Source organism: Streptomyces spororaveus, assembly GCF_016755875.1.
GTDB classification, from domain to species: Bacteria; Actinomycetota; Actinomycetes; order Streptomycetales; family Streptomycetaceae; genus Streptomyces; species Streptomyces spororaveus.
In genome coordinates, this window is sequence record NZ_BNED01000005.1 from 8,118,088 (window position 1) to 8,141,958 (window position 23,871).

24 protein-coding genes are annotated in these 23,871 nt (G+C 74.4%); 14 read left to right on the forward strand and 10 right to left on the reverse strand.

Translation table 11 applies throughout. The features are described from left to right. Nucleotides 1-4: 4 nt before the first annotated feature. The 3 genes from Sspor_RS39105 to Sspor_RS39115 all read right to left on the reverse strand — a co-directional run bounded on the left by Sspor_RS39105 (nucleotide 5) and on the right by Sspor_RS39115 (nucleotide 2,221). Complete coding sequence (locus Sspor_RS39105; protein WP_202203357.1) at nucleotides 5-898, reverse strand: hypothetical protein; 894 nt, start codon at nucleotides 896-898, stop codon at nucleotides 5-7. Beyond that, a complete protein-coding gene (locus tag Sspor_RS39110; RefSeq protein ID WP_202203358.1) occupies nucleotides 895-1,233 on the reverse strand; it encodes a PadR family transcriptional regulator in 339 nt (112 codons plus the stop codon). The genes Sspor_RS39105 and Sspor_RS39110 overlap by 4 nt, the downstream gene beginning before the upstream one ends. An 82-nt stretch (nucleotides 1,234-1,315) precedes the next feature. Then, complete coding sequence (locus Sspor_RS39115; RefSeq protein WP_272934865.1) at nucleotides 1,316-2,221, reverse strand: NADPH-dependent F420 reductase; 906 nt, start codon at nucleotides 2,219-2,221, stop codon at nucleotides 1,316-1,318. Nucleotides 2,222-2,245: 24 nt separating this feature from the next. On the opposite strand from Sspor_RS39115, the gene Sspor_RS41240 reads away from it, so the two are divergent. Both Sspor_RS41240 and Sspor_RS39125 read left to right on the forward strand, forming a co-directional pair. Then, nucleotides 2,246-2,737 carry a hypothetical protein gene (locus Sspor_RS41240; RefSeq protein WP_202203359.1) on the forward strand — a complete coding sequence of 164 codons (492 nt, stop codon included), beginning with the start codon at nucleotides 2,246-2,248 and terminating at the stop codon, nucleotides 2,735-2,737. A gap of 56 nt (nucleotides 2,738-2,793) precedes the next feature. Then, the gene (locus Sspor_RS39125; protein ID WP_202203360.1) at nucleotides 2,794-3,495 is read left to right on the forward strand and encodes a GNAT family N-acetyltransferase; all 702 of its coding nucleotides are present in this window, start codon (nucleotides 2,794-2,796) and stop codon (nucleotides 3,493-3,495) included. An 18-nt stretch (nucleotides 3,496-3,513) separates the two neighbouring features. On the opposite strand, the gene Sspor_RS39130 is transcribed toward Sspor_RS39125, so the two are convergent. Further along, nucleotides 3,514-4,224: a hypothetical protein gene (locus Sspor_RS39130; protein WP_202203361.1), complete on the reverse strand. Its 711-nt coding sequence runs from the start codon at nucleotides 4,222-4,224 to the stop codon at nucleotides 3,514-3,516. Nucleotides 4,225-4,480: 256 nt separating this feature from the next. On the opposite strand from Sspor_RS39130, the gene Sspor_RS39135 reads away from it, so the two are divergent. The 9 genes from Sspor_RS39135 (at nucleotide 4,481) to Sspor_RS39175 (ending at nucleotide 11,916) form a co-directional block, all read left to right on the forward strand. Beyond that, entirely contained in the window at nucleotides 4,481-5,368 is an 888-nt protein-coding gene (locus tag Sspor_RS39135; RefSeq protein ID WP_202203362.1) for a CAP domain-containing protein, read from the forward strand. Nucleotides 5,369-5,553: 185 nt separating this feature from the next. Then, the gene (locus tag Sspor_RS40935) at nucleotides 5,554-6,120 is read left to right on the forward strand and encodes a hypothetical protein (protein WP_237404235.1); all 567 of its coding nucleotides are present in this window, start codon (nucleotides 5,554-5,556) and stop codon (nucleotides 6,118-6,120) included. Between the two features lie 366 nt (nucleotides 6,121-6,486). Continuing rightward, nucleotides 6,487-7,248, forward strand: a complete 762-nt coding sequence (locus Sspor_RS39145; protein WP_202203363.1) for a thioredoxin family protein — start codon at nucleotides 6,487-6,489, stop codon at nucleotides 7,246-7,248. Then, nucleotides 7,236-7,922, forward strand: coding sequence for a TlpA disulfide reductase family protein (locus tag Sspor_RS39150; protein WP_237404236.1), 687 nt, complete (start codon nucleotides 7,236-7,238; stop codon nucleotides 7,920-7,922). Before Sspor_RS39145 ends, Sspor_RS39150 begins: the two co-directional genes overlap by 13 nt. Then, complete coding sequence (locus tag Sspor_RS39155) at nucleotides 7,919-8,695, forward strand: cytochrome c biogenesis CcdA family protein (protein ID WP_202203364.1); 777 nt, start codon at nucleotides 7,919-7,921, stop codon at nucleotides 8,693-8,695. Before Sspor_RS39150 ends, Sspor_RS39155 begins: the two co-directional genes overlap by 4 nt. Nucleotides 8,696-8,760: 65 nt before the next feature. Continuing rightward, nucleotides 8,761-9,366, forward strand: a complete 606-nt coding sequence (locus Sspor_RS39160) for a hypothetical protein (RefSeq protein ID WP_202203365.1) — start codon at nucleotides 8,761-8,763, stop codon at nucleotides 9,364-9,366. A gap of 34 nt (nucleotides 9,367-9,400) precedes the next feature. Next, on the forward strand, nucleotides 9,401-10,132 hold the full coding sequence (locus tag Sspor_RS39165; protein WP_202203366.1) for a response regulator transcription factor: 732 nt from the start codon (nucleotides 9,401-9,403) through the stop codon (nucleotides 10,130-10,132). After that, nucleotides 10,129-11,541, forward strand: coding sequence for a sensor histidine kinase (locus Sspor_RS39170; protein ID WP_202203367.1), 1,413 nt, complete (start codon nucleotides 10,129-10,131; stop codon nucleotides 11,539-11,541). The genes Sspor_RS39165 and Sspor_RS39170 overlap by 4 nt, the downstream gene beginning before the upstream one ends. A 69-nt stretch (nucleotides 11,542-11,610) precedes the next feature. Further along, nucleotides 11,611-11,916, forward strand: coding sequence for a hypothetical protein (locus Sspor_RS39175; protein ID WP_202203368.1), 306 nt, complete (start codon nucleotides 11,611-11,613; stop codon nucleotides 11,914-11,916). Here the strand turns inward: Sspor_RS39175 and Sspor_RS39180 are convergent. Together Sspor_RS39180 and Sspor_RS39185 are read right to left on the reverse strand one after the other, a co-directional pair. Then, nucleotides 11,913-12,692: an SGNH/GDSL hydrolase family protein gene (locus tag Sspor_RS39180; protein ID WP_202203369.1), complete on the reverse strand. Its 780-nt coding sequence runs from the start codon at nucleotides 12,690-12,692 to the stop codon at nucleotides 11,913-11,915. The two genes, Sspor_RS39175 and Sspor_RS39180, sit on opposite strands and share 4 nt — an antisense overlap. Next, entirely contained in the window at nucleotides 12,679-13,245 is a 567-nt protein-coding gene (locus Sspor_RS39185) for a PadR family transcriptional regulator (RefSeq protein WP_202203370.1), read from the reverse strand. The genes Sspor_RS39180 and Sspor_RS39185 overlap by 14 nt, the downstream gene beginning before the upstream one ends. A 92-nt stretch (nucleotides 13,246-13,337) precedes the next feature. On the opposite strand from Sspor_RS39185, the gene Sspor_RS39190 reads away from it, so the two are divergent. Next, entirely contained in the window at nucleotides 13,338-13,751 is a 414-nt protein-coding gene (locus Sspor_RS39190; protein WP_202203371.1) for a nuclear transport factor 2 family protein, read from the forward strand. A 132-nt stretch (nucleotides 13,752-13,883) separates the two neighbouring features. Here Sspor_RS39190 and Sspor_RS39195 read toward each other — a convergent pair whose 3' ends face one another. Then, nucleotides 13,884-14,618, reverse strand: a complete 735-nt coding sequence (locus tag Sspor_RS39195) for an SAM-dependent methyltransferase (RefSeq protein ID WP_202203372.1) — start codon at nucleotides 14,616-14,618, stop codon at nucleotides 13,884-13,886. A gap of 64 nt (nucleotides 14,619-14,682) precedes the next feature. Then, nucleotides 14,683-19,461 carry a hypothetical protein gene (locus Sspor_RS39200; protein WP_202203373.1) on the reverse strand — a complete coding sequence of 1,593 codons (4,779 nt, stop codon included), beginning with the start codon at nucleotides 19,459-19,461 and terminating at the stop codon, nucleotides 14,683-14,685. 191 nt (nucleotides 19,462-19,652) lie between these two features. Here Sspor_RS39200 and nadE point away from each other — a divergent pair, with 191 nt between their 5' ends. Both nadE and Sspor_RS39210 read left to right on the forward strand, forming a co-directional pair. Next, a complete protein-coding gene (nadE, locus tag Sspor_RS39205; protein ID WP_272934866.1) occupies nucleotides 19,653-20,483 on the forward strand; it encodes an NAD(+) synthase in 831 nt (276 codons plus the stop codon). A gap of 146 nt (nucleotides 20,484-20,629) precedes the next feature. After that, nucleotides 20,630-21,880: a PP2C family protein-serine/threonine phosphatase gene (locus tag Sspor_RS39210; RefSeq protein WP_237404237.1), complete on the forward strand. Its 1,251-nt coding sequence runs from the start codon at nucleotides 20,630-20,632 to the stop codon at nucleotides 21,878-21,880. 89 nt (nucleotides 21,881-21,969) lie between these two features. Here Sspor_RS39210 and Sspor_RS39215 read toward each other — a convergent pair whose 3' ends face one another. Next, nucleotides 21,970-22,815, reverse strand: coding sequence for a phosphatase PAP2 family protein (locus Sspor_RS39215; protein WP_202203374.1), 846 nt, complete (start codon nucleotides 22,813-22,815; stop codon nucleotides 21,970-21,972). Between the two features lie 74 nt (nucleotides 22,816-22,889). Further along, nucleotides 22,890-23,870 carry a YihY/virulence factor BrkB family protein gene (locus Sspor_RS39220; protein WP_202203375.1) on the reverse strand — a complete coding sequence of 327 codons (981 nt, stop codon included), beginning with the start codon at nucleotides 23,868-23,870 and terminating at the stop codon, nucleotides 22,890-22,892. Between the last annotated feature and the right edge of the window lies 1 nt (nucleotide 23,871).

Genomic DNA, 23,871 nt, shown 5'->3' on the forward strand with positions numbered 1-23,871 from the left:
CGGCTCAGGCGCGGCCGGCCCGGTCCGATCGCCTGCGGCGCCACAGGCGCACGGCCAGGCCCGTGGACGCGAGCACGGTCAGGCACGGCAGCGCCGTGTCCTCGCTGACCACCCCCGCGAAGTGGCCCACGACGAGGAACGGCGCCGCGGCCAGGGCGAACTCGCCGGAAGTGCGGATCCCGGAGAGGGCGGGGCGGCCCGCCAGCGCCAGGGCGGCGGTTACGGTCACGGCGAACCGCCACAGCGGGATCATGGCGACACCGCCCGCGTCGAGCAGACCCAGCAGCGCCACGGACAGCGGGGCCCAGAGCAGCAGCGCCACCAGCCCCGACGTGGTCCGGATCCGGCCGGGCGGGCGCAGGTCCGGGGGACACAGCAGCGGGAGTGCGGCGATCGCCAGCGGCGGGGCCAGGTAGGCCACGTGTTCCAGCGGCATCTCCAGGGCGCCCGGCAGCGCGGCGACCACGAAGCACACCGCGGTTCCCGCGACCCCGGCGAACGCGGTCCGCGCGCCCACGGCGAAGCGCCCGCCCAGCGCCACCACCGTGCCGAAGAGGGCCAGTGCGCAGAAGCCGTTGATCGCGTACCCGAGCGGGGTCTCGAAGTCGGGGCGACCGGTGACGTACGCCCGGTTGAGGGCCGAGGCGAGGCGGAACGCCGCGTGCGCGCCCGTCGCGGCCAGCGCGAAGGGAGCGGCCGCCGCGAAGAGGCGCCCGCCGCGGTGCGCGGAACCCACCCGCAGGCGCAGCCGCAGCGCGTGCGCCACGACGTCCCCGGCCTCCCGCAGCCGGGTGACCGGGCCGGCGCCCTCGGTCGCCTCCCGGTAGGCCTCGGCCAGCTCGTCGCCGAAGGCGCGTCGGAAACCGGCCGGGTACAGGCGCAGCAGACGCGGGTTCACGCCGTGGCCGTCTCTCCGGAGAGGCCCAGGCGGCGTGCCGCCTCGCGCGCGGTGGCGGCGATCCGCCGCGCCTCGGCGGCCAGGCTCTGCCGGCCCTCGGCGGTGAGGCCGTAGGTGCGGCGCAGTCGACTGTCGACGATCTGCTCCTCGCGCACCTCGATCAGCCCCTGACCCAACAGCCGCTCCAGAGCCCCGTACAGGGTGCCGGTCCGCATCTTGACGCGCCCGCCGGAGATCAGCTCCACCTCGCGCGCGATCGCGTACCCGTGCCGGGGCTCGTCCGCGAGCGCGGTCAGGAGGAGGAGGGTCGGTTCCTGCATCGCACGATCACTCATGTCCGCATGGTAGGCCACTCACCGGCATATGCCGCCGGGTGGGGCGCGCGCCGGGCCGCCGGGGCGCGCCCCGTGGTACCGGTCAGCCGCGGAAGTCCGCCGGGCGGGTCGGGGAGGCCTCGGCGAGGGCCTTGGTGACCGCGTCGACGCCCTCCCGCAGTCCGTAGACGGGGGTGTCGGGCTGCTGGCGCCAGGATTCGTCGAGGCCGCCCGCGTCGACCGTGTCGAAGCCGAGTTCGTCGATCAGGGCGCGGACGGTCTTCTTCGCCGCGGCGTCGTCGCCCGCGACGGGAAGGGCCATCCGGTCCGCGGCGCCCGCGGGCCGGTGCCGGTCGAGGATGTCCTGGGCGTAGGTGCCGTTGAAGGCCTTGATGACGGGGTGCCCGAGGTGCCGCTCGGTCCAGCGGCTCTCGGTGAGACCCTCGTCCTCGACACCGGCGATCCGGCCGTCGCGCTGGCGCGGGTAGTAGTTGCCGGTGTCGATGACCGCGAAGCCCTCGGCCGCCTCCGCGAAGAGGCCCGCCGGCAGGTCCGGCACCTTCTTGAAGGGGATCGTGACCACGACGATCTCGGCGCCGCGCGCTGCCTGGGCCACGGTGACGGGGGTGGCGCCGGTCTCCTCGGCCAGCGCGGCCAGGGTCTCGGGACCGCGCGAGTTCGCCACCGAGACCTCGTGCCCGAGGGCCGTGAGGCGGCGGGTGAGGTTGCCGCCGATGTTGCCCGCGCCGATGATGCCGATCTTCATGAGCTCTCCAGTGCATCCGGGATCAGTGTCGCGTTCGCACCAACCCCCTTCCCGGGCGGGGCATTCCGCCCCGGAGCGGGCGTCCCCCGGTCGAGCGATGCGATCGCGCCGCCGTACGAGGGGCCGGCCGGTATGCGGGCGGGGCCCTGTCAGGCCCGATACGGCCAGAGGTGTGATTTTTCGGCCATTTCTCGCATTCCGCGAACCGGGCCGGGCCGGGACCGCGTCGGTCGGTACAGCCACTCAGCACGAGGAAAGGCTCAGCAGATGTCCAAGCTCCCGGCCAGGCGGACCGCCACCCTCACCCTCGCGGCCGCCGCCGCGCTCACCCTCGCCCTCGTCACCAGCGCCTCCGCGAACGGACCGGCGGCGGGGACGCCGGCCCTGGTCGCAGCCCGGGCCGCGGCCCCGGCCCCGTCCGTCTCGGGCAGCCCCGAGAGCGCCTTCACCCGGATCGCCGACTTCTACGGCGCCTACATCGACGCGGTCTACGACGGGGACGGGCCGACCGCCGAGCGCCTGCGCTCCTTCTATCTCTCGGACCGGCTCCAGGCGGAGTTGAAGAAGTGGGAGGAGGCGAACCACGCGGACGGCGTGCTCCGCGCGCAGAACGTGCCGCTCGGATGGAAGGTCGCCTCCACCGGAAGCGGAACGGGCCGCACCGACGCCACCGTCACGCTGACCTGGGCCAGCGGTACGACGAAGGTGTACGTCCAGGCCGACCTGGCCACCCGCAAGATCGTCTCCATCCGGGACTGACCCGTCGGCACCGGGCACGCGGGGGCCGCATACAGTTCCCGCGTGAGGACACACCGATGATCCGGGGCCTGGGACCGCGCCGCCCGCAGCCCGTGCCCGTCCGCTGCGGCGGAGGCCGCCACGCGATACGGACCGCACGACTGGTCCTCTACACCCCCCGCGACCACCTGGACGCGGAGATAGGCGTCGCGGCCGGTTCCGACAGCGACGCACAGCGCTGGTTCGGATGGAACCCCGACACGCTCGTCACCCCCGAGACCGCCGCGCACCTCCTCGGCATCCACGACGGAAACCGCGCCGAGCGGCTGCGGGCCTTCCCCCGAGCCGTACGGCGGGAGTTGGTACGGCCGGTGGTGCTCCCGGATCCGGACCCGCGCGCGGCGCACCGACTGCTCGCCGTCCACGCGGCCACGGGCCTGGTGGCGGGGATGAGTTCGCTCACCCCGGGCAACGGCGGGGCCATCGGGATCCAGCTCGCCCCGGACTTCCGCGGCCGGGGCCTGGGCACCGAACTCGTCGAGGCGACCGCCCGGTTGGGCCACGAACACCTGGGCCTGGAGTCGGTGTCGGCCGGCACCGAGACCTCCAACCACCGCTGCCGGGGAGCTCTGGAGGCCGCCGGTTTCGTCGAGTGCGAGGGCCCGGCCCTGCACACGCTCCCCGACGGCAGGGTCGTCGACTCCGCCTGGTACGAGCACGAATCGGCCGGTACCGCCCGCTGCGCCGGGGTACCGGCGGCCGCCGTCACCCGGGTGTGAGCGGGGAGGGGCCGCGGGTCAGGAAACCGCGTACCACTGGCTGGCCCAGCCGGTGTTGATGGTGCTCACGGACTGCTCGGCGAGGTTCACGCGGGGCGGCAGCGAGGTCTGACCCGTCAGCAGGGTGCTGTACCGCAGGTTCGGCGGCGCCAGGCCCGCGTTGACGGAGATGCCGGCGCCCGTGGACTTCAGGGTGAGGCCGTTGGTCGCCCAGGTGCCGTTGAGCAGCAGGGCGATGAAGTAGGTCCCGGGGGCGGCGGTGAACGGCTTGCCGAGGGCGAACGGCTTGGCGATCGCGTCGGTCATCAACTGGGGGGAGATGTCCGGGGTGGTCGCGACGAGGGTGCCCGTGGCGTCGTACACACCGAGGTAGCAGTTGGCGAGCTGGGCGTTCGGGTCGATGCCGGCCAGGCCCAGCCACACGTTCGACCAGGTGATCTGCTCGCGCAGGACGATCCGTACCAGGGTGACCCGGCCGCCGACCCCGGCCGACGACTGGGCGGTGACATGTCCCGCGTCATTGGGGTCCCCGGTCCACGCCAACAGGTTCTGGTCCTGCGGCCGGGGCCCCTCGAAGCCGGACCCGCCGCCGCTCTGCGCGGGCACGGTGGCCACGGAACTCGACGTCGCGGGCCGGCCGCTTCCCGACCCGGTACAGCCGGTGAGGACGAGCAGCGCCGCGAGCGCGGTCACGAGACCGGTCGTGGCGGTGGTGGTGCGGGTGCGCATGGTCCCCCCATGAGGTGCGGATCTGTCGACGGACATGATCACACGCCGCCGGAGCGCGCCCGTCCCGCCAGGGACGCCGGACTCGCCGCGTCCGTATCGACCGAATGGTCAGGGGATGGCCCGGGTCGTCCCCTGAACCGACCCTGCGGGCTTCCTTAAGGGAACGTGAAGTACCCCTCCAGCGCGCGGTTTTCACTGATCACAACCCTAGGCTCGGTCGCACCCACCCCCTCTCCCTCTGTGAGGTGCTACAGGCATGAGCAGCCGAACTCCCGCTACCCCGTCCCGCGTCGAGGCGCGGCGGAAGAAGGCGATGCGCACGCGCATCGTCCTGTCCCTCACCGCGGCCGCCGCGGCGGTGGCGGTCGGCGTCGCCGTGGCCGATTCCGGTGGCGGTACGCAGGCGGACCAGCGGGCCGACGGCGCCACCGGCGGGAAGTCCGGGACGCCGACCCCCGCGGACACGGCCGGGACGGCGAGCCCCACCGCGCCGCTCCCGGAGGTCACCGCCGATGCCGCGGCGGCCACGGGCTCGCTGCCGCCCGGGACGCCGGCCGCCGAAGGCACGGAGTCCGCGGCTCCGGCGAAGGCCCCGGCCGAGGAGAGCAGCCCGGCCAGATCCACCCCGGCCGGCAAGCCCCCGCGTACGTCGGGCGGGAGCAGCGGCGGCGGTTCCGGCACCTCGGGCGGGTCCGGCGGGTCCGGGGGATCGTCCGGCGGTTCCTCCGGAGGCTCGTCGGGCGGTTCCGGCAGCTCCTCAGGCGACTCCGAATCCGCGGTGCTCGCCCTGGTCAACAAGGAGCGGGCCACGGCCGGCTGCGGCCCCCTGAGCGTGAACGGCAAGCTGAGCGCCGCGGCACGCGCGTACAGCGACACCATGGCCCGCAGCGGCGTCATGTCCCACACCGGCCCCGACGGCTCCACCATGACCACGCGAGTGGAGGCCGCCGGTTACGCGTGGTCCCGCCTCGGCGAGAACATAGCGCGCGGCCAGTCGGACGCCGACGCGGTCATGAAGGCGTGGATGAACAGCTCCGGACACCGGGCCAACATCCTCAACTGCGCCTTCCGGGAGATCGGCATAGGCGTGCACAAGGGCGACGGCGGCCCGTGGTGGACGCAGGACTTCGGAACGGGGAAGTAGGAACCCTCCCTCTGGGGGCACCCCCGGCGCCCCCCGGCTGTCGAGCCGCACACGTCCTCCGACCCGTACGCGGGTCAGGAGGACGTACGTGTTCGCGCCCGTGACACCGCGGCGGCGGGCGCTCCGTCGCGCCGAGCAGGGGGAGGCGGTGACGCGCCGCCCGGTCCGTCGGCCACTATGGGGCCGTGCCTCGATTTCCGCGCTACCTGTTCATATGGCTGTCGTGCACGGCCACCAGCGTGACGGCCGTGCTCGCCACGGTCCAGTTCGTGGTCGGCTCCACCAGCCATACGCCCCCGGTGGCCCGGTCGGCCCCCATGGTCTTCGACTCGCCGCCCGCGTGGCTGGCGGCGCAGAGCCCGTCGCCGGGACCGCCGTCCCCGACCGTCTCCGCGTCCCCGAGCCCCTCGCCCACCGCGACCGAGGCCCCGACCCCGTCGGCTCCGGCCTCCCCGTCCGCGAAGGCCTCGCCGGCCGCCCGGACGAGCGCACCGAAGCCCGTCGTCGACTGCGTGAACGGCGGACCGGGCCTGCACACCGTCCCCTCGCAGGGCGGCAAGGTGACGGTGCGGTACGGGAGCCGCGGCGTGTGCCTGATCTCCGCGGTCCCGAGCCGCGGCTTCAAGGCGACCACGTCACAGAGCGACGACGACACCCTGACGGTCACCTTCAGCAGCTCGGACCACCGGTCGGTCGTCACCGCGACGATCGACCCGACGGCCAAGGCCAGCGTCCGCGAGACGTCGTTCTGACGGCGGGCCGGCCGGACCGTGGCCCGACGCCGCACCGGCCGGACCGGTGCGGCGTGACCGCTTCGGCCGGTCCGCACCGCCGAGTCGCTCCTGACCCCTTTCGCGGGATTTCAGCTCCCCTTGTGCCCCTTGTGCCCGCATCGGACGGCTCCCGGCGAAGCGGAAGGTGAGCTCTTCCTTAGGGGAACCTCAAGATCGCGCTCAGGAGGTTCGCAGGGCCCGTCGCGGTCCTATGCTCACGTCAGCCGATCGGCCTTCGGCGCCCGGGCACATCGCCCCGGCCGGCCGCAGGACCGTCGGCTTCACCGAGTCGGGGGGCTGCTCGCCCGTCCCGTAGTTCTCAGCGCGCCTTGGGGTGTCTTCGCCATGACTTCTCGCATACTCCGACCCGTCCGTGCCGGCCACGCCGCGCAGCCCCGCTCCGCCGCGCCCCGGGGCGTTCGGCTGCCCCTCGTCGCCGCGGCCGTGGTCGCGGCGGGGCTGTGCGCCGCCTGCGGGCCCTCCACCGAGACCGTCGGCTCCGCCTCGCCGACCACGGCCGGCCAGTCCGCCGAGGCCCTCGCCGCCCTCGCGCCGTCGGCCTCCGCGTCCACCGAAGCCTCCCCGAGCGCGTCGGCCTCGCCTTCGGCGTCGGCCACCGCACAGGCCTCCTCCTCGCCGACCCCCTCCCGGACCCGGAGCACTTCGGCCGCCCCCAAGCCCGCCCGTACGTCCACCGCGTCGGCCCCGGCCCGGGTTCCCGGCCCCGGCTACGACAGTTCGGCCGACGGGCAGAAGCAGATCGACGCCGCACTGGCCGCGGCCAAGGCCGACGGCAGGATGGTGCTGCTCGACTTCGGCGCCAACTGGTGCGGCAACTGCAAGGCCGCCGACAAGGTGTTCGCCCAGCCGCAGACGACCGCGATCCTCGGAGCCTCGTACCACCTGGTCAAGATCGACATCGGCGGCAACAGCTCCGCCAACTCCGCGCTCCTGCGCAAGTACAGCCCCTCGGGCGGCACCTACACGATGCCCGTGCTGATCGTCGTCAACTCGTCCGGCAAGGTGCGCACCGACACCCACACGACGGGCAACCCGTCCCTCACGGCGGAGGGGATCAACGCCTTCCTGCGCAAGTGGGCCTCGTGAGACCGGCGGGCCCGGGCCGGGCCCGGATGCGTACGGCGGCCCTGGCCGGAGCCGCTCTCGTGGCGGCGGTGGCCGGCTGTGTCTTCGCCGCCCTCGGCACGGTCGCCGCCCTCGGCACGGTCGCCGCCGACGGCAGCCGCGCGGAGGCGGCGGCCGGACCGGCGACCGGACCGGCGACCGAGGCCCGGGCGGCGGTCAGGACCGCGGCCGAGGCCGTGGTCATCGACCCCGCCGACCGGCCCGCCGCGCCCGCGCTGGCGGGCGGCGATCTCGACGGGAAGCCGGTCCGCCTCGACGGCTTCCGGGGGCACGTCGTCGTCCTCAACGTCTGGGGGTCCTGGTGCGGCCCCTGCCGGGCGGAGGCCGACGACCTGCAACGGATCGCCCGGCAGCACCGGGACCAAGGCGTCCGTTTCCTCGGGATCAACACCCGCGACCCGGACCGCGCGGCGGCCCGCTCCTTCGTACGGGCGCACGGCCTCGGCTTCCCCAGCCTCCACGACCCCACCGGCGAGCTCCTGCTCCGCTTTCCCCCCGCCCTCCTCAACCCGCAGGCGATCCCCTCGACCCTCGTGATCGACCGCCGCGGACGCATCGCCGTCAGCATCGGCGGCGCGATCACCGAGGACGAACTGAACCCGCTGCTCGCCCGCGTGACGGAGGAGGCGTCATGACGACGGGCCTGGCGCTCGCCGCCGCGGACACCCCCTCGCTCCTCCAGGGGACCCTGGCCGTCGCCGCTCCGGTGGCGTTCCTCGCGGGACTCGTCTCCTTCCTCTCGCCGTGCGTGCTGCCGCTCGTACCGGGCTACCTCAGCTACGTGACCAGCCTTTCGGTCTCCGATCTGGCGCAGGCCCGCGGCGGGCGCCGCAGCCGGATGGCGGCCGGAGCGCTGCTGTTCGTCCTCGGCTTCACGGCGGTTCTCGTCTCCGGGGGCGCTCTCTTCGGCTACTTCGGCCGCACCCTGCTGGCCCACCAGGAGGTGATCACCCAGGTGCTCGGTGTCTTCACCGTGCTGATGGGCCTGTCCTTCATGGGGTTCCTGCCGGGATTCACCCAACGGGAGTTCCGCAGCCACCGCCGTCCCGCGCTCGGGCTGGCCGGCGCGCCCGCGCTGGGCGCGGTGTTCGCGGTCGGCTGGACCCCCTGCATCGGCCCGACGCTCGGCGCCGTACAGGCGCTGGCCTGGAGCGAGGCCAGCGCCGCCCGCGGGGCGCTGCTGATGGCGGCGTACTGTCTCGGCCTGGGGCTGCCGTTCGTCCTGGCCGCGCTCGCCTTCCGACGGGCCCTGGGCGCCTTCGGCCTGGTCAAACGCCACTACCCGTGGGTCCTGCGGATCGGCGGCGGGATGCTCGTGCTCGTCGGCGTGCTGCTGGCCACGGGGGTGTGGAACGACCTGGTGTACCGGCTCCAGCTGTGGAGCGCGGACTTCACCACCGCCGTGTGACCGGCCGAGACCGCTCGCTTTTCCGGACTTCCCGATCCCCTGACACAAGAGGCACAGAGACACAGATGAACGTTTTCCCGCGCATCAGGCACACCCGGACGGCCCCGACCGTGGTCGCCCTCCTCTCCCTGGCCGCACTCACGGCCTGCGGCGACCAGTCGGCCGACGAGGCCAAGGACGGCAAGGACGTCAAGGGCACGGCGGCCGCTGCCGCAGCGCCGCCGCCCGCGACCAGCTTCACCGAGAACGGGGTCACCGTCACTCTCTCGGTGACCGACTGGCACGCCCCGAAGGGCACGCTGACCGCCGTCTTCACCCCCGAGAAGAAGGGCTTCCACCTGTACAGCACCGAACTTCCGCCCACCGGCGTGGAAGGCGTGGGCCGGCCGACCGCGGTCGGCGTCACCGGAGTGCTCAAGGCCGACGGGAAGCTGACGGCCGCCGCCGACGTGCGGTCCGTCAACGTGCCCGGCGTGGACGCCCCCATGCCCGTCTATCCCGACGGCCCCGTCACCACCACCCTGCCCATCCGGGCCGACGGCAACGGGGACGCGACGGTGCTGCTCGGATACGCGAGCTGCAGCACGAAGGAGGGCTGCACGATTCCGGTCGCCGACCACCCCGTACACCTGCGTCTCACCGACGACGGCCCGGCGTTCGCCGCCCACTAGAAGGGTGTCCGGACCGAACCCCTAAGGTGTGCCCATGCCCAGCGTCCTGGTCGTGGAAGACGACCCCAGCATCCGCCAGTCACTCATCGAGGTCCTGGCGGAGCACGGGTATGCCGTACGCAGCGTGGGCGACGGATTCGGCGCTCTGCGCGAGGTCACCCAGACGCCCGTCGACGCGGTGGTCCTCGACCTCGGGCTGCCCGATCTGGACGGGGGAGACGCACTGCGCATGATCCGGGGCATATCCTCCGTCCCCGTCCTGGTGGCCACCGCTCGCGACGACGAGACCGAAATCATCAAGCTCCTCAACGCGGGCGCCGACGACTACCTGGTCAAGCCCTTCTCCGGAGGACAGCTCATCGCCCGCCTCTCCGCCGTCCTGCGGCGCACCAGCCACGTGGCCCCCACAGGCGTCGCCCACACCGGGCAGGGGGCCCGGCCGGCGCCGGCCGCCGACCCGATGGGCGCCACCACCGTGGGCGAACTGGCGGTGGATCCCGGCGCGCGCACCGCGTACCTGGCCGGACGGGAGCTCCACCTCACCCGGCGGGAGTTCGACCTCCTCGCCTTCCTGGCCCACCACACCGGCCAGGTCGTCTCCAAACGCCGGCTGCTGACCGAGGTCTGGCGCGAGCCTTACGTCGACGACCAGACCGTCGACGTGCACCTGTCGTCGCTGCGCCGCAAGCTCGGCGAACGCGCGGCGGCTCCGCGCTACCTGCTGACGGTCCGCGGCGTCGGCATCAAGCTGGTGGCCCCGCGGTGAGACGCTCACTGGCGGGAGTCGCGCTCGCGGTGACGTCCATGGTCGCCCTCTCCTTCCTCATACCCCTGGGCGCACTCGTGATGTCGCTGGTCAAGGAGCAGAGCGTCACCGCGGCCGAGCAGCGCGCCGCGGCCCTCGCACCCGTCCTCACCCTCACCACGGATCCGTCCGCACTGCGGGAATCCGCCGCCGGACTCGACTCGGCCGAGCACCTGGTCGTCCACCTGCCCGACGCCCAGAGCCTCGGCGACTCCCAGGCCCCCGTGAAACTGCTCGAACGGGCCCAGCAGGGACGCGAGTCCATCTCCCAGAAGATTCCCGGCGGATGGATCTGCCTGCAGCCGGTGGTGCTCCCCGGCGACCGGGTCGCCGTCATCGAGAACTTCGTCCCCGACGAGGAACTGACCCGCGGGGTCAAGGCCTCCTGGGCGGTCATGCTCCTGCTCGCGGTCGGCCTGGTCGGTGGCTCGGTGCTGGTCGCCGACCGGCTCGGAGCCAAGGTCGTCCGGTCCTCCAAGCAGCTCGCCCAGGCCTCGCACACCCTCGGTCAGGGCAACCTGGACACCCGGGTGGAGCCCGCCGGCCCCAAGGAACTGCGCGACGCCGGCGTCGCCTTCAACGCCATGGCCCACCGGATGACCGAACTGCTCGCCATCGAGCGCGAACTGGTCGCCGACCTGTCCCACCGGCTGCGTACCCCGCTGACCGCCCTGCACCTGGCATCGGAGCGTATGGCCGGCACGCCGGAGTCGGCCAGGGTCGAGGCCGCGGTGCACGCACTGGAGTCCGAACTCCAGGCCATCATCGCGGCGGCGCGGACACCGCTCGCCGTGGGCCCCATGGGCCACGGCATGCGCAGCGCGGAAACGAGTACGACCCGGCAGACGACCGGCAGGGGCGGTCCGTCCGAGGGGCCCCGCTGCGAGGCCGCGGATGTCGTGCGGCGCCGGACCGCCTTCTGGGCGGTCCTGGCGGAGCAGCAGGACCGCTCCTGCTCCCTCGACCTCACCCAGGAGCCCACGGCGGTCAGCCTCAGCGACGACGACATCGCCGCGGTGGTGGACGCGCTCATCGGCAACGTCTTCAGCCACACCCCGCCCGGCACCGCGTTCGGGGTGCGGGTCGCCCGTACCGCCCAGGCCGTGGAACTGGTCGTGGAGGACTCCGGACCGGGCATCCCGGAACCGGACCGGGCCCTCTCGCGCGGGAGCAGTACGGGATCCTCGGGGCTCGGCCTCGACATCGCCCGCAGGGCCGCGGACGTCACCGGGGGCTCGATGCGCATCGGGCACGGCCCGCGCGGAGGTGCGCACATCACCGTGGTCTTCGCCCTGGCACCGCCCCTGCTGCCCGAGCGCGGTCCGCGCGGCTCGCGAAGGCGTGCGGGATGGTGGCCGCGCAAGCGGTGACCGCGTACGGGCCGGGAGCGCCGTCACGGCCTCCGCGGCCGTACGATCTCCGCAACCGAGGGGGAGGGTATGGAGGACGTCTTCGATCTGACCGGCAGGCCGCCGCGCGGCTGGATGCACGCGCTCTTCGGCGCTGGGCCCTACGGTGAGGACGTCGGCCGATGCGTGCCGGGTCCACCCGCGCCCGAGAGCGTCCCGGTCCCGCTGCCCGGGGGCGGCGAGTACGTGTACCTGCTGGTCAAGGTCGCCTCGTGGTCCGATCCGGAGGACCCCATCGCCGTCTACAGCGCGACCGGTCCGGTACCGGTGCCCCCGCTGTCGGCGCTGGAGCGGTCCTGGCTCGAACGCCGGAAGGGCCGTCGGACACCTTCCTAGGCGGTACCCAGCGGCTGCAGTGCCGGGCGCTTCGCGGTGCGGCCGTCGCCGGAGGAGCGGCCGCGGAGGCGGCGGCCCAGCCAGGGGCCGAGGAACGCGGCCGCCCAGCGCAGTTCGGCCGCCATGGTCGAACCACCCGGAGCGTTCGGCGCCGGTGGCAGCGGGTGCGTCCAGCTGTCGTCGCTGCCGGGCAGGCCCACGGCGTGGGCGAGGGCCGCGGCGATCCGTTCGTGGCCGACGGGGCTGGCGTGCAGCCGGTCGTCGGTCCACATCCGCGGGTCGCTCACGGCGGCCGGCCGGGCGGTCTCGGCGACGGTGACCCCGTGGCGGGCGGCCGCCGCGCGGATCCGGTCGTTGAGATCGGCGATGCGCGGCGCGACGGGCCGGGCGAGGGGCACGATCTTCCCGAGGTCGGGGAAGGTCACGGTCGCCACGTGGGCCCCGGCGGCCGTGAGCGCGGCGAACATCTCCTCCAGGTGGCCGGCGACCTCCGCGGCGTCGAACCGGGGCCGCAGGATGTCGTTGACCCCGGCGACGACGGTGGCCAGGTCGGGGCGCAGCTCCAGGGCGGGGCCCAGCTGCTCGGCGCGGACCTGCCCGGCGAGACGTCCCCGGACGGCCAGGTTGGCGTACCGGAGGCCGGGGTTGACGGCGGTGAGGTGTTCGGCGAACCGGTCGGCGAAGCCGCGCAGGCCCACGGTGTCGTCCCCGTCGCCGAGGCCTTCGGTCTGACTGTCGCCCAGGGCGACGTAGCGCAGGTATTCACCGTTCGGCACGGGTCGGCCTCTCCTTCAGGATCGCCGCGCTGCGGCGGCACCAGTCGCGGTGTCCCTGTTCGAAGGCGAGGCCGCGCAGGCCCGTCAGGTACCCGCCGATCCGCTCGCCGTGGAGCAGGAACTCCTCCTCGTCCATGTCGCCGCGCATCTTGCGCAGCACCCTGCCGAGCAGCTCGATCTTGGCGTCGGCGGCGGCCGCGCGCGCTTCGAGCTGCGCGATCACCGGTTCGATGCCGATCCGGTCGGCGGTCTGGACCTTGACGAGGAGGTCGTCACGGATGACGGAGGACTTCAGCGGGGCCGCGGCGAACTCCTCCAGTTCGGTGCGGCCGGCCTCGGTGACCTGGAAGAGGCGTTTGTTGGGCCGGGTCTCCTGGACCACCTCGCGGCCTTCGACGAGCCCTTCCTTCTCCAGCTTGGCCAGCTCGGCGTACAGCTGCTGGGGCAGGGCGTGCCAGAAGTTCGCGACGCCGATGTCGAAGGACTTCGCCAGTTCGTAGCCGCTGAACTCGCCGTCCAGCAGTGCCGCCAGTACGGCATGTCGCAAGGCCATCGCGGTCGCCCCTTCCCCTTCCTCGCCAACCCCTGCATCATACTCATGAAAGTGACTAGTCAGATTCATGAGTATGAGCAGGAGGAGGGGTCATGGAGACTGCCGAACGCTTCCGCGCCGCCGTGGAGAAGCGGGATCTCGCCGCGCTGGAGGACCTGTTCACCGAGGACGTCCGGCTCTACAGCCCGGTGAAGTTCACCCCCTTCGAGGGCCGGCCCATGGTGCTGGGCCTCTTCGGGGTCCTGCTGCGTGTGTTCGAGGAATTCCGCTACGTCGGCGACTTCGAGGGCGCGGCCGAGACCAGCTCCGACGGCCGGGAGGCCCCGGCGGAGGTGCTGCTCTTCCGCGCCGCGGTGGACGGCCGGGAGATCCACGGGATCGACCTGCTCCACTTCGACGAGTCGGGCCGCATCAAGGAGTTCACCGTGATGGTCCGCCCCCAGTCCGCCGTGCAGGCCCTGGGGCAGGCGGTCCTCGCCGGCCTGGTCGCCGACGGCCTCGCGTAGGGGACTCGCGCGGGCGCCCGCGTCGCCCGTCGGACCGCGCCGTTTCGGTGTCGGTCCCGGGTCCCCGGCGCCGGAGTGCGGGCGGCCGCCGCCGCCCGCACTCCCTCGTCGTCACACCGGGACGCGTCCGGGCTACGGGGTCGGACGCAGGACCAGGGAGAGGAAGCCGAAGCTGTCCCGGTACCCCTTCAGCCATTCCGCACGCCGTGCGTGGGCGGTCGCCAGTACCTCGGCGGCGTTCGGGTCGTCAGGGTGGTCGAGAGCCCATGAGGCCAGCGAGCCCAGGCAGGACCACTCGTACGCGTCCAGCTCCCCGCGTGTGCTGACGTGGGCGTGGACGGGTGCCCACCCGTCGGCGACGATCAGGTCCACGGTGGTCGCCAGGTCGTGGAGCTCGCCGAAGATCTCGACGGCCTCCGGCGAGGGCTCACCGTCCCAGAAGCTCTCACCGAGCAGCACCCGGCCGCCCGGAGCCAGGTGCTTGCGGGCCGCCGCGAGGGTCGGCAGCAGGCCGCCGAAGGCGTGGGTGGCCCCGACGCTGAGCACCAGGTCGAAGGGCTGCTCGGAGACGAAGTCCGCGGCCGCCTGCTGGTGCAGGACCAGGCGTTCCGCGACGCCGTGCAGGCCCGCCGACCGGCGGGCGTGCTCCACGGACACCTCGGAGGTGTCCACGCCCTCGGCGTACAGGCGGGGATGCAGGGACAGGGCGCGCAGCAGCCATTCCGCGGTACCGCACCCCAGATCGAGCGCCCGCCCTCCGTCGCGCGGTGCGCCGTGTTCGAGCAGTCGGCGTACCGAATCGTCGGCGAGCGGGGCCTTTATGGGGTGGTCGGCGTGTGCGATCCCGGAGATCTGTTCATGATTCACCGGGGAAGCCTGCCAAGGTCGCGGCCCGCGCGCACCTCAATTCCCTCCGAGTACCGGCTGTCCTTCAGCGACCGGCGGACCTCCGCTCCCAGGCCTGCGCGAACATCTCGTGCAGGGGCGCCGTCGGCAGCACCCGGCCGAAGGGGGCGTGGACCGCCCCGCTCCACAGCGGACGCACCCGGTGGCTCGCCAGCTTCACCGTCTCCAGCGGCAGGTTCGGGGCCTTGAGCTCGGTCCACTCCCCGGGCAGGAACACGGTCCGGCCCGCCCGCGCCCGCTTGGCCTCCACGACCGCGCCGGTGGCGAGGAGTTCCGCGCGGACCTCCTTGTGCCGCTTCGCGGACCAGCCGTTCCACCGGCGCACGTTCCTGTCGGTGGGCGTGGCCAGAGCCGCCACCTGGAGGTAGAGCGCCGCAGCGTCCGCGCCCACGCCGAGCCCGGCCGCCACCGCGGCCACCAGCTCCGGGCACGACTGCCGCGGGTCGGCCTCGTACGCACCGGCCGGCACGCTTCCGGAGCGGGCCCGCAGCATCATCCGTTCCAGCCCGCCACCCGCCAGCAGCGGCGCCACCCGGTCCAACTCCTCCGCGACGTCGGTGACCTCACGGACCCGCCGCCACGCCTCGGGGTCGGCGACCGCCGCGGGCCGCAGGAACGAGGCACCGCCGGGCGCGCAGACCACCAGCAGCCCGGAGCCGTACGCCGTCACCGGAACCGGACCCTCCTCCTTGCGGTCGTCCATCGCCACCGGCAGCAGTGCGGGCCCGAACCGCTCCGCGATCCGCGCCGAGGTGTCCTGGACCCGGCCGCCGGGCAGCGCCAGCAGCAGCTCCGGACGCTCCAGTTCGGCCCGCAGCCGCGCGTACACGTCCATCGCGCCGGCCACCGCGGGATCCCCGACGGGCCGGTCCGTCCACGCCCACACCAGCGCGCTCGCCATCGCGCGGAGGTCGAGGCCCACCGGGGTGCGCCGCGGCACTTCGAGCCCGGCCGGGGGCACCGCGCGGACCTCCACCCCGATGCCGTACCGGGTGGCCGCCAACTCCCAGCCGGACGCGGCCACGTCCGTGTCCGCGACGGCCCCGTAGCCGCCCGCCAGCCGCCGGGCCCACACCTCGCCGAGCCCCAGGCCGGCCTCCAGGGCGTCCGCCGCCTCGTCGTGCACGGCGGCCGAGGCTCCGAGCAACTCCCGCCACACCGCGGCCATCCGCTCCACGGCCGACTCGACCCCGCCCGGCCGCCACAGCTCGGCCGGGTCGTCGGGCAGGGCCGCGGCCAGGACGGCCCGCCGCCCCGCGCCGCCGAGCCGCGCGCGCAGCTCCTCGTACGCATCGGCCGTCATCGCGCTCGCCCGGTACGGGGCCTTGCCCACCAGGGCGCGGTCCTCGTCCCGGTCGGCCCGGCCGACCAGACCGGCCACCACGAGCCGGGCCACGGCCCGCCGGACACCGGTCAGTTCCGCGAAGCGCGCGGCCGCCGACTCGGGCACCGGAACCGGCCCGTGCGTCCCGACCGCCTCCACCAGAGCCCGGAGCCGGACGGCATCGTCCCGCCGCACCCGGACCGGGCGGGCCTGCCCGACCGCCGCCGGTACCGCGTCGCCCTCCGGATCCCCGGCCGCGGCCGCCACGAACCAGCACGTCGACCCACCGGCCCGCAGCGCGGCGGAAGCCACCGGGGTCCCGCCCGCCCGCAGCCCGTCCAGGGCCGCCGGGTCGCTCGTCCGGCCCACCCACCAACGGCTGCCCGAACGGGCGAACGGCTGGTCGGCCCAGGTGTCGAGCAGCGCGAGCAGAGCGGCCCGGTCCCCGTCCGCGGTCGGCGCCACGGCCGCCCGCCACGCCGCGGCGTCGATCGAACCCAGCAGCTGCGACCAGTCGCGCGGCGGCGCGGGCGGAGACAGCCGCCGCACCTCCTCCACGATCGTTCCGGCCAGGCAGGCACCGTCGGAAGCGAGCGCGCTCAGCGTCGCCGGCAGGGCCACGTCCCGGGTACGCCGGCGTGCGTCGTCCTCCTCGGCCGAGACCAGCCCGTACAGCGCGGGCAGCAGCTCGGTGTCCCGCGCGGACCGGCGCGGCACGACCGGCGGCGCCCCGGCGAGCAGGGACACGCGCCGGTGCAGGGCCCGGCGCCGCTCCTCCACCCGGGCCGCCCGCGCGGCCACCGTCACGACCCCGTCGACCAGTACCGGATCGGTGACCTCCGGCAGCTCCCGGGCCACGGCGGCGCGCAGCGCCTCCTCGCCCGTGAGGGCGGCCGTCAGCAACGTCTCCGCGGTCCGCCCTGCCACGCTCCGCAGCGCACGCGACCCGGCCGGGTCCCGCGTGCGCAGCAGGTACCAGAAGGCGGGCGGCAGGGCCACGCCCCGCGACACGGTAACCCGCCGGGCCGGCCTCACCCGCGGATGACTGGGCGAGTGGTGCCCGTCCAGCTCCCACAGCAGGACGCCGTCCGCGGTGTACGCGCGCACGCCTGTACGGGTCTGCGCCTCGGCCAGGACCACGTCCTCGACCGCGCCCTCCGGAGCGGCCCACAGCCCCCACGGCTCCTGCCCCGGCCGGTCGATGTCGAAGCGCGCGGTACGCCCGTCCACGCTCTCCACCAGGTAGTGGTCGGGCGCGTGGTCGCGGTGCAGGGTACGGAACAGCACGCGCGTCCCGACCAGCCCGTCGCGGCTGCCCAGCGGGGAGCCCGACAGCCCGGCGGGCAGCGGCGCCAGCTGCAGCGCCTCCGAGGCCAGGCTCATCCCCGCCTCCGACGGCTCCGTACCCGGATCGGCGCTCGGAGCACGGCCGGGGAAGTCCGGCAGCGCCACGGCTCCGCGCCGCTCGCCGGTGACCGGATCCACCACCTCCCAGGGCTGCCTCCCGAAGACGGCGTTGGTCCAGATCCGGGAGCCGTCGCCGAGCAGCAGTTCCTCGCGGTCGATGCCCGCCCGGCTGCCCGGGCGCAGCACGCCCAGGCCGCCGTGGCGCCCGCCCCCGTCGGCGGTCTCGAACTGGAAGCCGTACGCCCCGTCCAGACTGCCGCCGAACGGCACCAGGCCGCCCACCTCCGCCGGCTCGAACGGCTCCTCGGGACGCTCGGCCCAGACGGCGGTGTCGCAGTAGTAGGGGTTCGGCTTGAGGGTCCAGCTCACCAGGAAGGAACCGCCCACGTAGTGCACGGCGAACATCGTCGCGTCCGCGGGAACCGTGAACCGGCAGGAGCCCCGCTCCCCGTCCGGGGCGACGGCGACCGCCCGGTCGCGCCCGAACACCGTCAGCACCGGCCAGGTACAGGTCACGCCGGCCACGCCCGGCAGAGCCGCGTCCGCCGCGGGCTCGGTGGCCGGAGCCGGCCCGGCGGGCCCGGCGGCCCGGGCGGACTCCGCGAACTGCGCGTACACCGACTCCAGGGCGGGCCAGGCCAGCTCCTCCGGGAGACCGGCCGCCAGCGAGCGCCGCAGCGTGCCCGCCGCGCCGGCCTCGGCGAAGGCGTCCACGATCCCGCCGAGGGCCGTCACCGTCGGCCGGTCCAGGAGGGTCTCCAGCTCGGCCACGGCTTCCTCGGCCCCCGCGACGCCGCCGCCCCCGACCGTGCCGACGAGCCTGCCGACCCGGGCGGCCACCTCGTGGGCGATGCCCTCGTTGCCCGGCAGCAGCGTCGCCGCGGACCCGGTGCGACGCCCGCGCGCGGTCCAGTGGTCCGGGAGCAGATCGGCATGGACCGTCCCCTCCAGCCGCGGGCCGAACACCGGGTCCGCGGCCAGCGCGACGAGGTCCCGCCGGGACCGCTCCCCCCAGAAGCGCATCCGGACCTCCTCGCCGGGGTCGACCACCGCGACCCCGGCCGCCAGGCAGGCGTCCAGCACGTCCGCGTCGAAGCCCTGGTAGTGGTAGCGGGTGGTGTGCACCGCGACCGGACCGCCCGCCGTCCGCAGCCGCGGTCCCAACCGGCCGACCAGGTCGAGGAATTCCGCCGGCAGCGGCTGCCGGGCGACGCCGCCGCCGGACTGCAGCGCGTACTGGTACATACGGACGAACTGTCCGACCCAGTGCGCCAGCCCGCCCTCCGGCACCACCCGGCCGGCCGCCATCGCCTCCGTCGCGCCGCAGCCCATCAGCATCCGCAGCCAGGCGCCGCCGTCGGTGACCCCGGCCGGAAAGACCTCGACCAGTCCGGCCAGGACGGCGTCCGTCTGCGGATGGGCCGTCAGGACGGCCCCCGCGGCGGTCAGCAGCGCCTCGGGCACCGACTTCCCGCGGGTGACCGACAGGATCGCGCCCACCATCCGTGCGGCCTCGCCGTCCCCGTACCCGGCCGCCCTGGCCGACGCCCGTACCCGGCGCACGAGATCCGCCGGCAGGTCCGCCCGCGAGCCCGCCCAGGCGGTCAGGAACTCCTCCAGGGCCGTGTGCGCCGCCGCCGGATCGAGGGTCTCGGCGAGGAAGCGCTGATGCGCCCCGAACTCCTTGGCCGGCATGGCCCCGCCCGCCGCGAACAGCAGGGCGTTGGCCCGGCGGTATCCGGGATCCACCGGCAGCCCGTGCTCGGCCTCGGCCGCGCGCGCCGCCGCGTAGGCCCGCCCGCCCGGCCGGCTCCCGTAGCCGATCAGGCGATGGCCCACCGTGTCCCAGAACCACGGCAGATGCGCCGGCGGCAGCCGCCGCGCCCGCGCCGTCATCGAGTCGACGAACCGGCCGGGCTTCTCCCGGGACCGGGCGAGCTCGCCGAGCACGTCCGCGACCAGGTCCCGCGCGAGCCCGGCCGCACCCGGGTCGTGGGCGGTGACCCAGTCGGCGTACGTGGTGGAGGTGTGCGGGCCGGAGCCGGGCAGCAGGGCATCGAGCGAGACGATCATGCTTCGCATCGTCGCACGGGCCACCGACACCACCCGTCCGGTCCGGTGCCCCGGGCGAAGAGCCCGTGCCAAGGGCTCCGGCCCACGGCCTCCCGCCCTTCCTCTAGAGTGCTTCCGTCCCGTACACGTGACTGTGACCCCGGCCGGGCGGCGCGTGCCGACCCGCGCACGGGCCCGAGCGAGGAGCAACCGTGACCGACCTGGCGCCCATATCCCTGCAGCAGGAGATCGCCCGCGACCTCCAGGTGACCGCGTCCTTCGACGCACGGCAGGAGATCGAGCGCCGAGTGGCCTTCCTCGCCGGGCGACTGACCTCCACGGGCCTGCGCGCCCTGGTCCTGGGCATCAGCGGCGGTGTGGACTCCACGACCGCCGGCCGGCTGTGCCAGCTCGCCGTCGAGCGGGCGCGCGCCGCCGGACACGAAGCGACGTTCTTCGCGATGCGACTGCCCTACGGGACCCAGGCCGACGAGAAGGACGCGCAGCTGGCGCTGGACTTCATCCGGGCCGACCGGGTCCTGACCGTGGACGTGAAGTCCGCGAGCGACGCCGCCCTGGAAGCGGCCCTGGCCGGCGGCACGGTCTTCCGCGACGCGCACCACCAGGACTTCGTGCACGGGAACATCAAGGCCCGGCAGCGCATGATCGCCCAGTACACGGTGGCGGGGGCGCACGAGGGCCTGGTGGTCGGCACGGACCACGCCGCCGAGGCGGTCTCCGGCTTCTTCACCAAGTTCGGCGACGGCGCGGCCGACGTCGTCCCGCTCACCGGCCTCACCAAGCGGCGGGTACGCGCCCTCGCGGAGGAGCTGGGCGCGCCCGCCCAGCTGGTGCACAAGACCCCCACCGCGGACCTGGAGACGCTCGACCCGGGCAAGCCCGACGAGGACGCGCTGGGCGTCAGCTACGACGACATCGACGACCTGCTGGAGGGCAAGCCCGTCGAGGGGACCGCCTTCGCGGCGATCGTCGCCCGCTACCGGCTCACCGAACACAAGCGACAGCTGCCCATCGCCCCCTGAGCCGCCCGCGCCGTGCCGTCCGGCGCCGCGCCGCCCGCGTCGCCCGCGCCGCCCCGGCATTGATCCGAACGGCTCAATGCCGGGGCCGACGACGGGCCCGCCTCCGGCGCTCGCACCTATCGTGGAAGCGAGCTCATGACCCGGCGGTGGCGCGCGAACAGGTGGACGTGGACGGATCAGGGATCGACTACGAGGCGGTGTTCCACGCCCTTCCGGGCGCGGTCGCCCTGCTGACCCCTGACCTGGTGTACCTGGACGTCAACGAGTCCTTCCTGGAGGCGTCCGGCCGTACCCGCGGGCAGATCATCGGCCGCTACCTGTTCGACGTCTTCCCCGACAACCCCGCCGATCCGGCCGCGACCGGCATGCGCAACCTGCGCGCCTCCCTGGAACGGGTCGCGGCCACCGCCGAGCCCGACACCATGGCGGTGCAGCGCTACGACGTGGAGGACCCCGACGGGTCCGGGCTGTGGCAGGAGCGCTACTGGAGCCCCGTCAACGTCCCCGTCCTCGCCGCCGACGGCTCGGTGGCCCTGCTGCTGCACCGCGTGGAGGAGGTCACGGAGCTGATCCGGGCCCGCGGCGGCCCCAGCGGCCGGGACCGTGCCGCCCAGGTGCTGGAGGCCGAGCTCTACACCCGGGCCCGCGAGCTCCAGGCGGTCAACGAACGCCTGCGGCGCACCCACGCCCGTGAGCGGGAGGTGGCCGTCCACCTCCAGGAGTCGCTGCTGCCCGCGCCCCACCCGCTCGGACACCACCAGGCCGCCGTGCGCTACCGGCCCGCCATCGTGGCCCTGAACGTGTGCGGAGACTGGTACGACCTCGTCGACCAGCCCGGGCGTACCGCTGTCGCCGTCGGGGACGTCGTCGGCAGCGGACTGCGCGCGGCCGGCGTCATGGGGCAGCTCCGCAGCGCCCTGTCGGCCGCCTCGCGCGTCGCGGAGGGCCCGGCCCAGGCCCTGGAGGTCCTCGGCCTGTACGCCCGTGACATCGACGGCGCCGAATCGACCACCGCCGTGTCCGTCTTCATCGACTGGACCAGCGGCACCCTCACGTACAGCAGCGCCGGCCACCCCCCGCCCCTGCTCTGCCACCCCGACGGCACGGTCACCTTCCTCGACCAGGCCACCGACCCCCCGCTCGGCGCCCGGCCCGAACACACCCGCCGCCCCGAGGAGCAGCTCGCCTTCGCCGCGGGCTCCACCCTCGTCCTCTACACCGACGGGCTCATCGAACGCCGCCGCGAGGACATCGACGTCGGCCTGGGCAGGCTCGCCGACGCCCTCGTACGCCACCGCACGGCCGGCCCCGAAGTCCTCGCCGACGCCCTGCTGGCCGAGCTCATCCCCGCGGGCGGCATCACCGACGACACGGCGCTGGTCATCCTCCGCCTGTGACCGCCGCCGCCCCTGATCACCAGCGGGATGAACGTCGCCGGCGCGCGGAGCACGTTTCCGACACCGGGACCCCACCCGAGCCATCGGGATCAGGATCGGGGCCGGCCGACGTCCCTGCCTCCGGCGGGCGGTTCCGGGTGGGCCGTCACCAGCTCCGGTTCCAGGCCCTGGGCGGGCGTGGTGAGGGGGCGGCCGACGTCACCGCGCCATGCCTCGAAGGCCAGGGTGGTGGCGGTGACCACGGCGAGGCCGAGCAGCCAGCCTCCGACCACGTCGCTCACCCAGTGCACGCCGAGCGCCACCCGTGTGCCGCCGACGCCGAGCACCGCGCTCACCGCGAGCGCCCAGGCCGCCGGGCGCCACCCGCGCGGCACCAGCGGGAGCAGGACCAGCAGCAGTACAGCGCAGGAAGTGGTGGCCGTCATGGCGTGCCCGGAGGGGAAGGAGAAGCCGGGCGCCTGGGAGACCGGGTCGGGCAGGTGCGGCCGGGCGCGCTCGACCGCGTTCTTCGCCAGCAGGCCCACCAGACCCCCCGCGACGGCGGTCACGGACGCCCAGGCGGCCAGCCGTATCGCCCGTTGCCACAGCAGCCACACCACCACCGCGGCCACCAGGAGCCGCATGGTCAGCGGCCCCCAGGCGACGTGCGTGAGGAACTCGAGCATCCGTACCCACGCCGGGTGGTCGAGTGCGGTGCGGTGCAGCCACTCGGCTGCGCCCTGGTCGAGTCGGCGCAGCGGCGGCCACCGCGACTCCACCAGGACCAGCGCGAGGGAGAAGGGCACAGCCGCCAGCGCGGTCGCGGCCGACGTCGCCAGCAGGCGCGTACCGAACCGGGCGTCGGGCCCGGTCCGCCCGGACACCGGCCGCGCGAGCAGTCGCCGGGCTCGGGGCCGGAGCCCGGGCCGGTCGGATCGCTCGGATCGCTCCGTCATGGTCGGTGGGGTTCCTTTCCTCGTGCGGTGGGGCGGAGGCCGGCAGGCCCCTGGGGCGGTGCCCCAGACGTGCCTCAGACACCGGGGTCCGCTGTGACCGGCTCGGCCACACCCGCCCGCAGGGCTTCCAGCTGGGCCGCGAAGGACAGGCCCAGGAAGAGGGCGAGTGAGGTGAGGTAGGACCACAGCATCAGCGCCATGAACGCGCTGAGCGGCCCGTACACGGTGGTGAAGGAGCTGTTGGCCCCGACGTACAGACTCAGCGCCCACGTCGCGCCGAGCCACAGCACCAGGTAGACCGCGGAGCCGAAGGCGAGCCAGGTGTAGCCCGGCTGGGTACGGCGCGGGGAGCGGCGGAAGACGGCGCTGGTGGCCACCACGGCCAGCAGGATGCCCACCGGCCAGCGCAGCACGTCCCACGTCCGGTGAGCCGTCGGTCCCAGGTGGTACACCTCCGTCATCGCGAGACTCAGGTCGGAGCCGAGCACGGTGACCGAGAAGGCGAGTCCGAGGGGCAGCCCCGCCGACAGCGCCATCACCAGGCCGCGGGTGTACTTGTGCAGGAAGGGGCGGTCGCGCTCCACGCCGTAGATCCGGTTGGCGCCGCGCTCGACCTGGCACATACCGGTGGTCACGTTGGCGATCGAGAACAGCAGACCCAGCCAGAGGGCCACCTCGCCGCCGTCCCCGGCCTGGCGGCGGCTCTCCCGCAGGGCGTCGTCCACGACGTCCTGGCTGGGTCCGCTGACGAGCCGGCGGATCGTCAGCTCCCCGATCCGCCCGATGTCCTCGGTGTGCAGTACGCCGGACAGGCCGATGAGCGCGATGGCGAGCGGCAGGATCGCGAGGACCGTCTGGAGGGCGAGGGCCCGGGAGTGGCTGAACCCGTCGGCGTACCGGAACCGTACGAAGGAGTCCCGTACGAGGTTCCAGCCGCCGTAGCGGCGCAGCGCGGCCCACGCCTCCTCGGCCGAGAGCTCCTCGCCCCGTATCCGCTGTTCGGCCTCCGCCGCCTCCACTTCGCTGCGCTGCGGTACCCGTGTGGCGGTGCCCATG

Bases quoted from the DNA above. Each gene is read 5' to 3' on its own strand.
- Sspor_RS41240 (WP_202203359.1), top strand. From the start codon at position 2,246: ATGTCCAAGCTCCCGGCCAGGCGGACCGCCACCCTCACCCTCGCGGCC.
- Sspor_RS39200 (WP_202203373.1), bottom strand. From the start codon at position 19,461: ATGATCGTCTCGCTCGATGCCCTGCTGCCCGGCTCCGGCCCGCACACC.
- Sspor_RS39145 (WP_202203363.1), top strand. From the start codon at position 6,487: ATGACTTCTCGCATACTCCGACCCGTCCGTGCCGGCCACGCCGCGCAG.
- Sspor_RS39160 (WP_202203365.1), top strand. From the start codon at position 8,761: ATGAACGTTTTCCCGCGCATCAGGCACACCCGGACGGCCCCGACCGTG.
- Sspor_RS39130 (WP_202203361.1), bottom strand. From the start codon at position 4,224: ATGCGCACCCGCACCACCACCGCCACGACCGGTCTCGTGACCGCGCTC.
- Sspor_RS39155 (WP_202203364.1), top strand. From the start codon at position 7,919: ATGACGACGGGCCTGGCGCTCGCCGCCGCGGACACCCCCTCGCTCCTC.
- Sspor_RS39110 (WP_202203358.1), bottom strand. From the start codon at position 1,233: ATGAGTGATCGTGCGATGCAGGAACCGACCCTCCTCCTCCTGACCGCG.
- Sspor_RS39190 (WP_202203371.1), top strand. From the start codon at position 13,338: ATGGAGACTGCCGAACGCTTCCGCGCCGCCGTGGAGAAGCGGGATCTC.
- Sspor_RS39165 (WP_202203366.1), top strand. From the start codon at position 9,401: ATGCCCAGCGTCCTGGTCGTGGAAGACGACCCCAGCATCCGCCAGTCA.
- Sspor_RS39175 (WP_202203368.1), top strand. From the start codon at position 11,611: ATGGAGGACGTCTTCGATCTGACCGGCAGGCCGCCGCGCGGCTGGATG.
- Sspor_RS39135 (WP_202203362.1), top strand. From the start codon at position 4,481: ATGAGCAGCCGAACTCCCGCTACCCCGTCCCGCGTCGAGGCGCGGCGG.
- Sspor_RS39185 (WP_202203370.1), bottom strand. From the start codon at position 13,245: ATGGCCTTGCGACATGCCGTACTGGCGGCACTGCTGGACGGCGAGTTC.
- Sspor_RS39215 (WP_202203374.1), bottom strand. From the start codon at position 22,815: ATGACGGAGCGATCCGAGCGATCCGACCGGCCCGGGCTCCGGCCCCGA.
- Sspor_RS39125 (WP_202203360.1), top strand. From the start codon at position 2,794: ATGATCCGGGGCCTGGGACCGCGCCGCCCGCAGCCCGTGCCCGTCCGC.
- Sspor_RS39220 (WP_202203375.1), bottom strand. From the start codon at position 23,870: ATGGGCACCGCCACACGGGTACCGCAGCGCAGCGAAGTGGAGGCGGCG.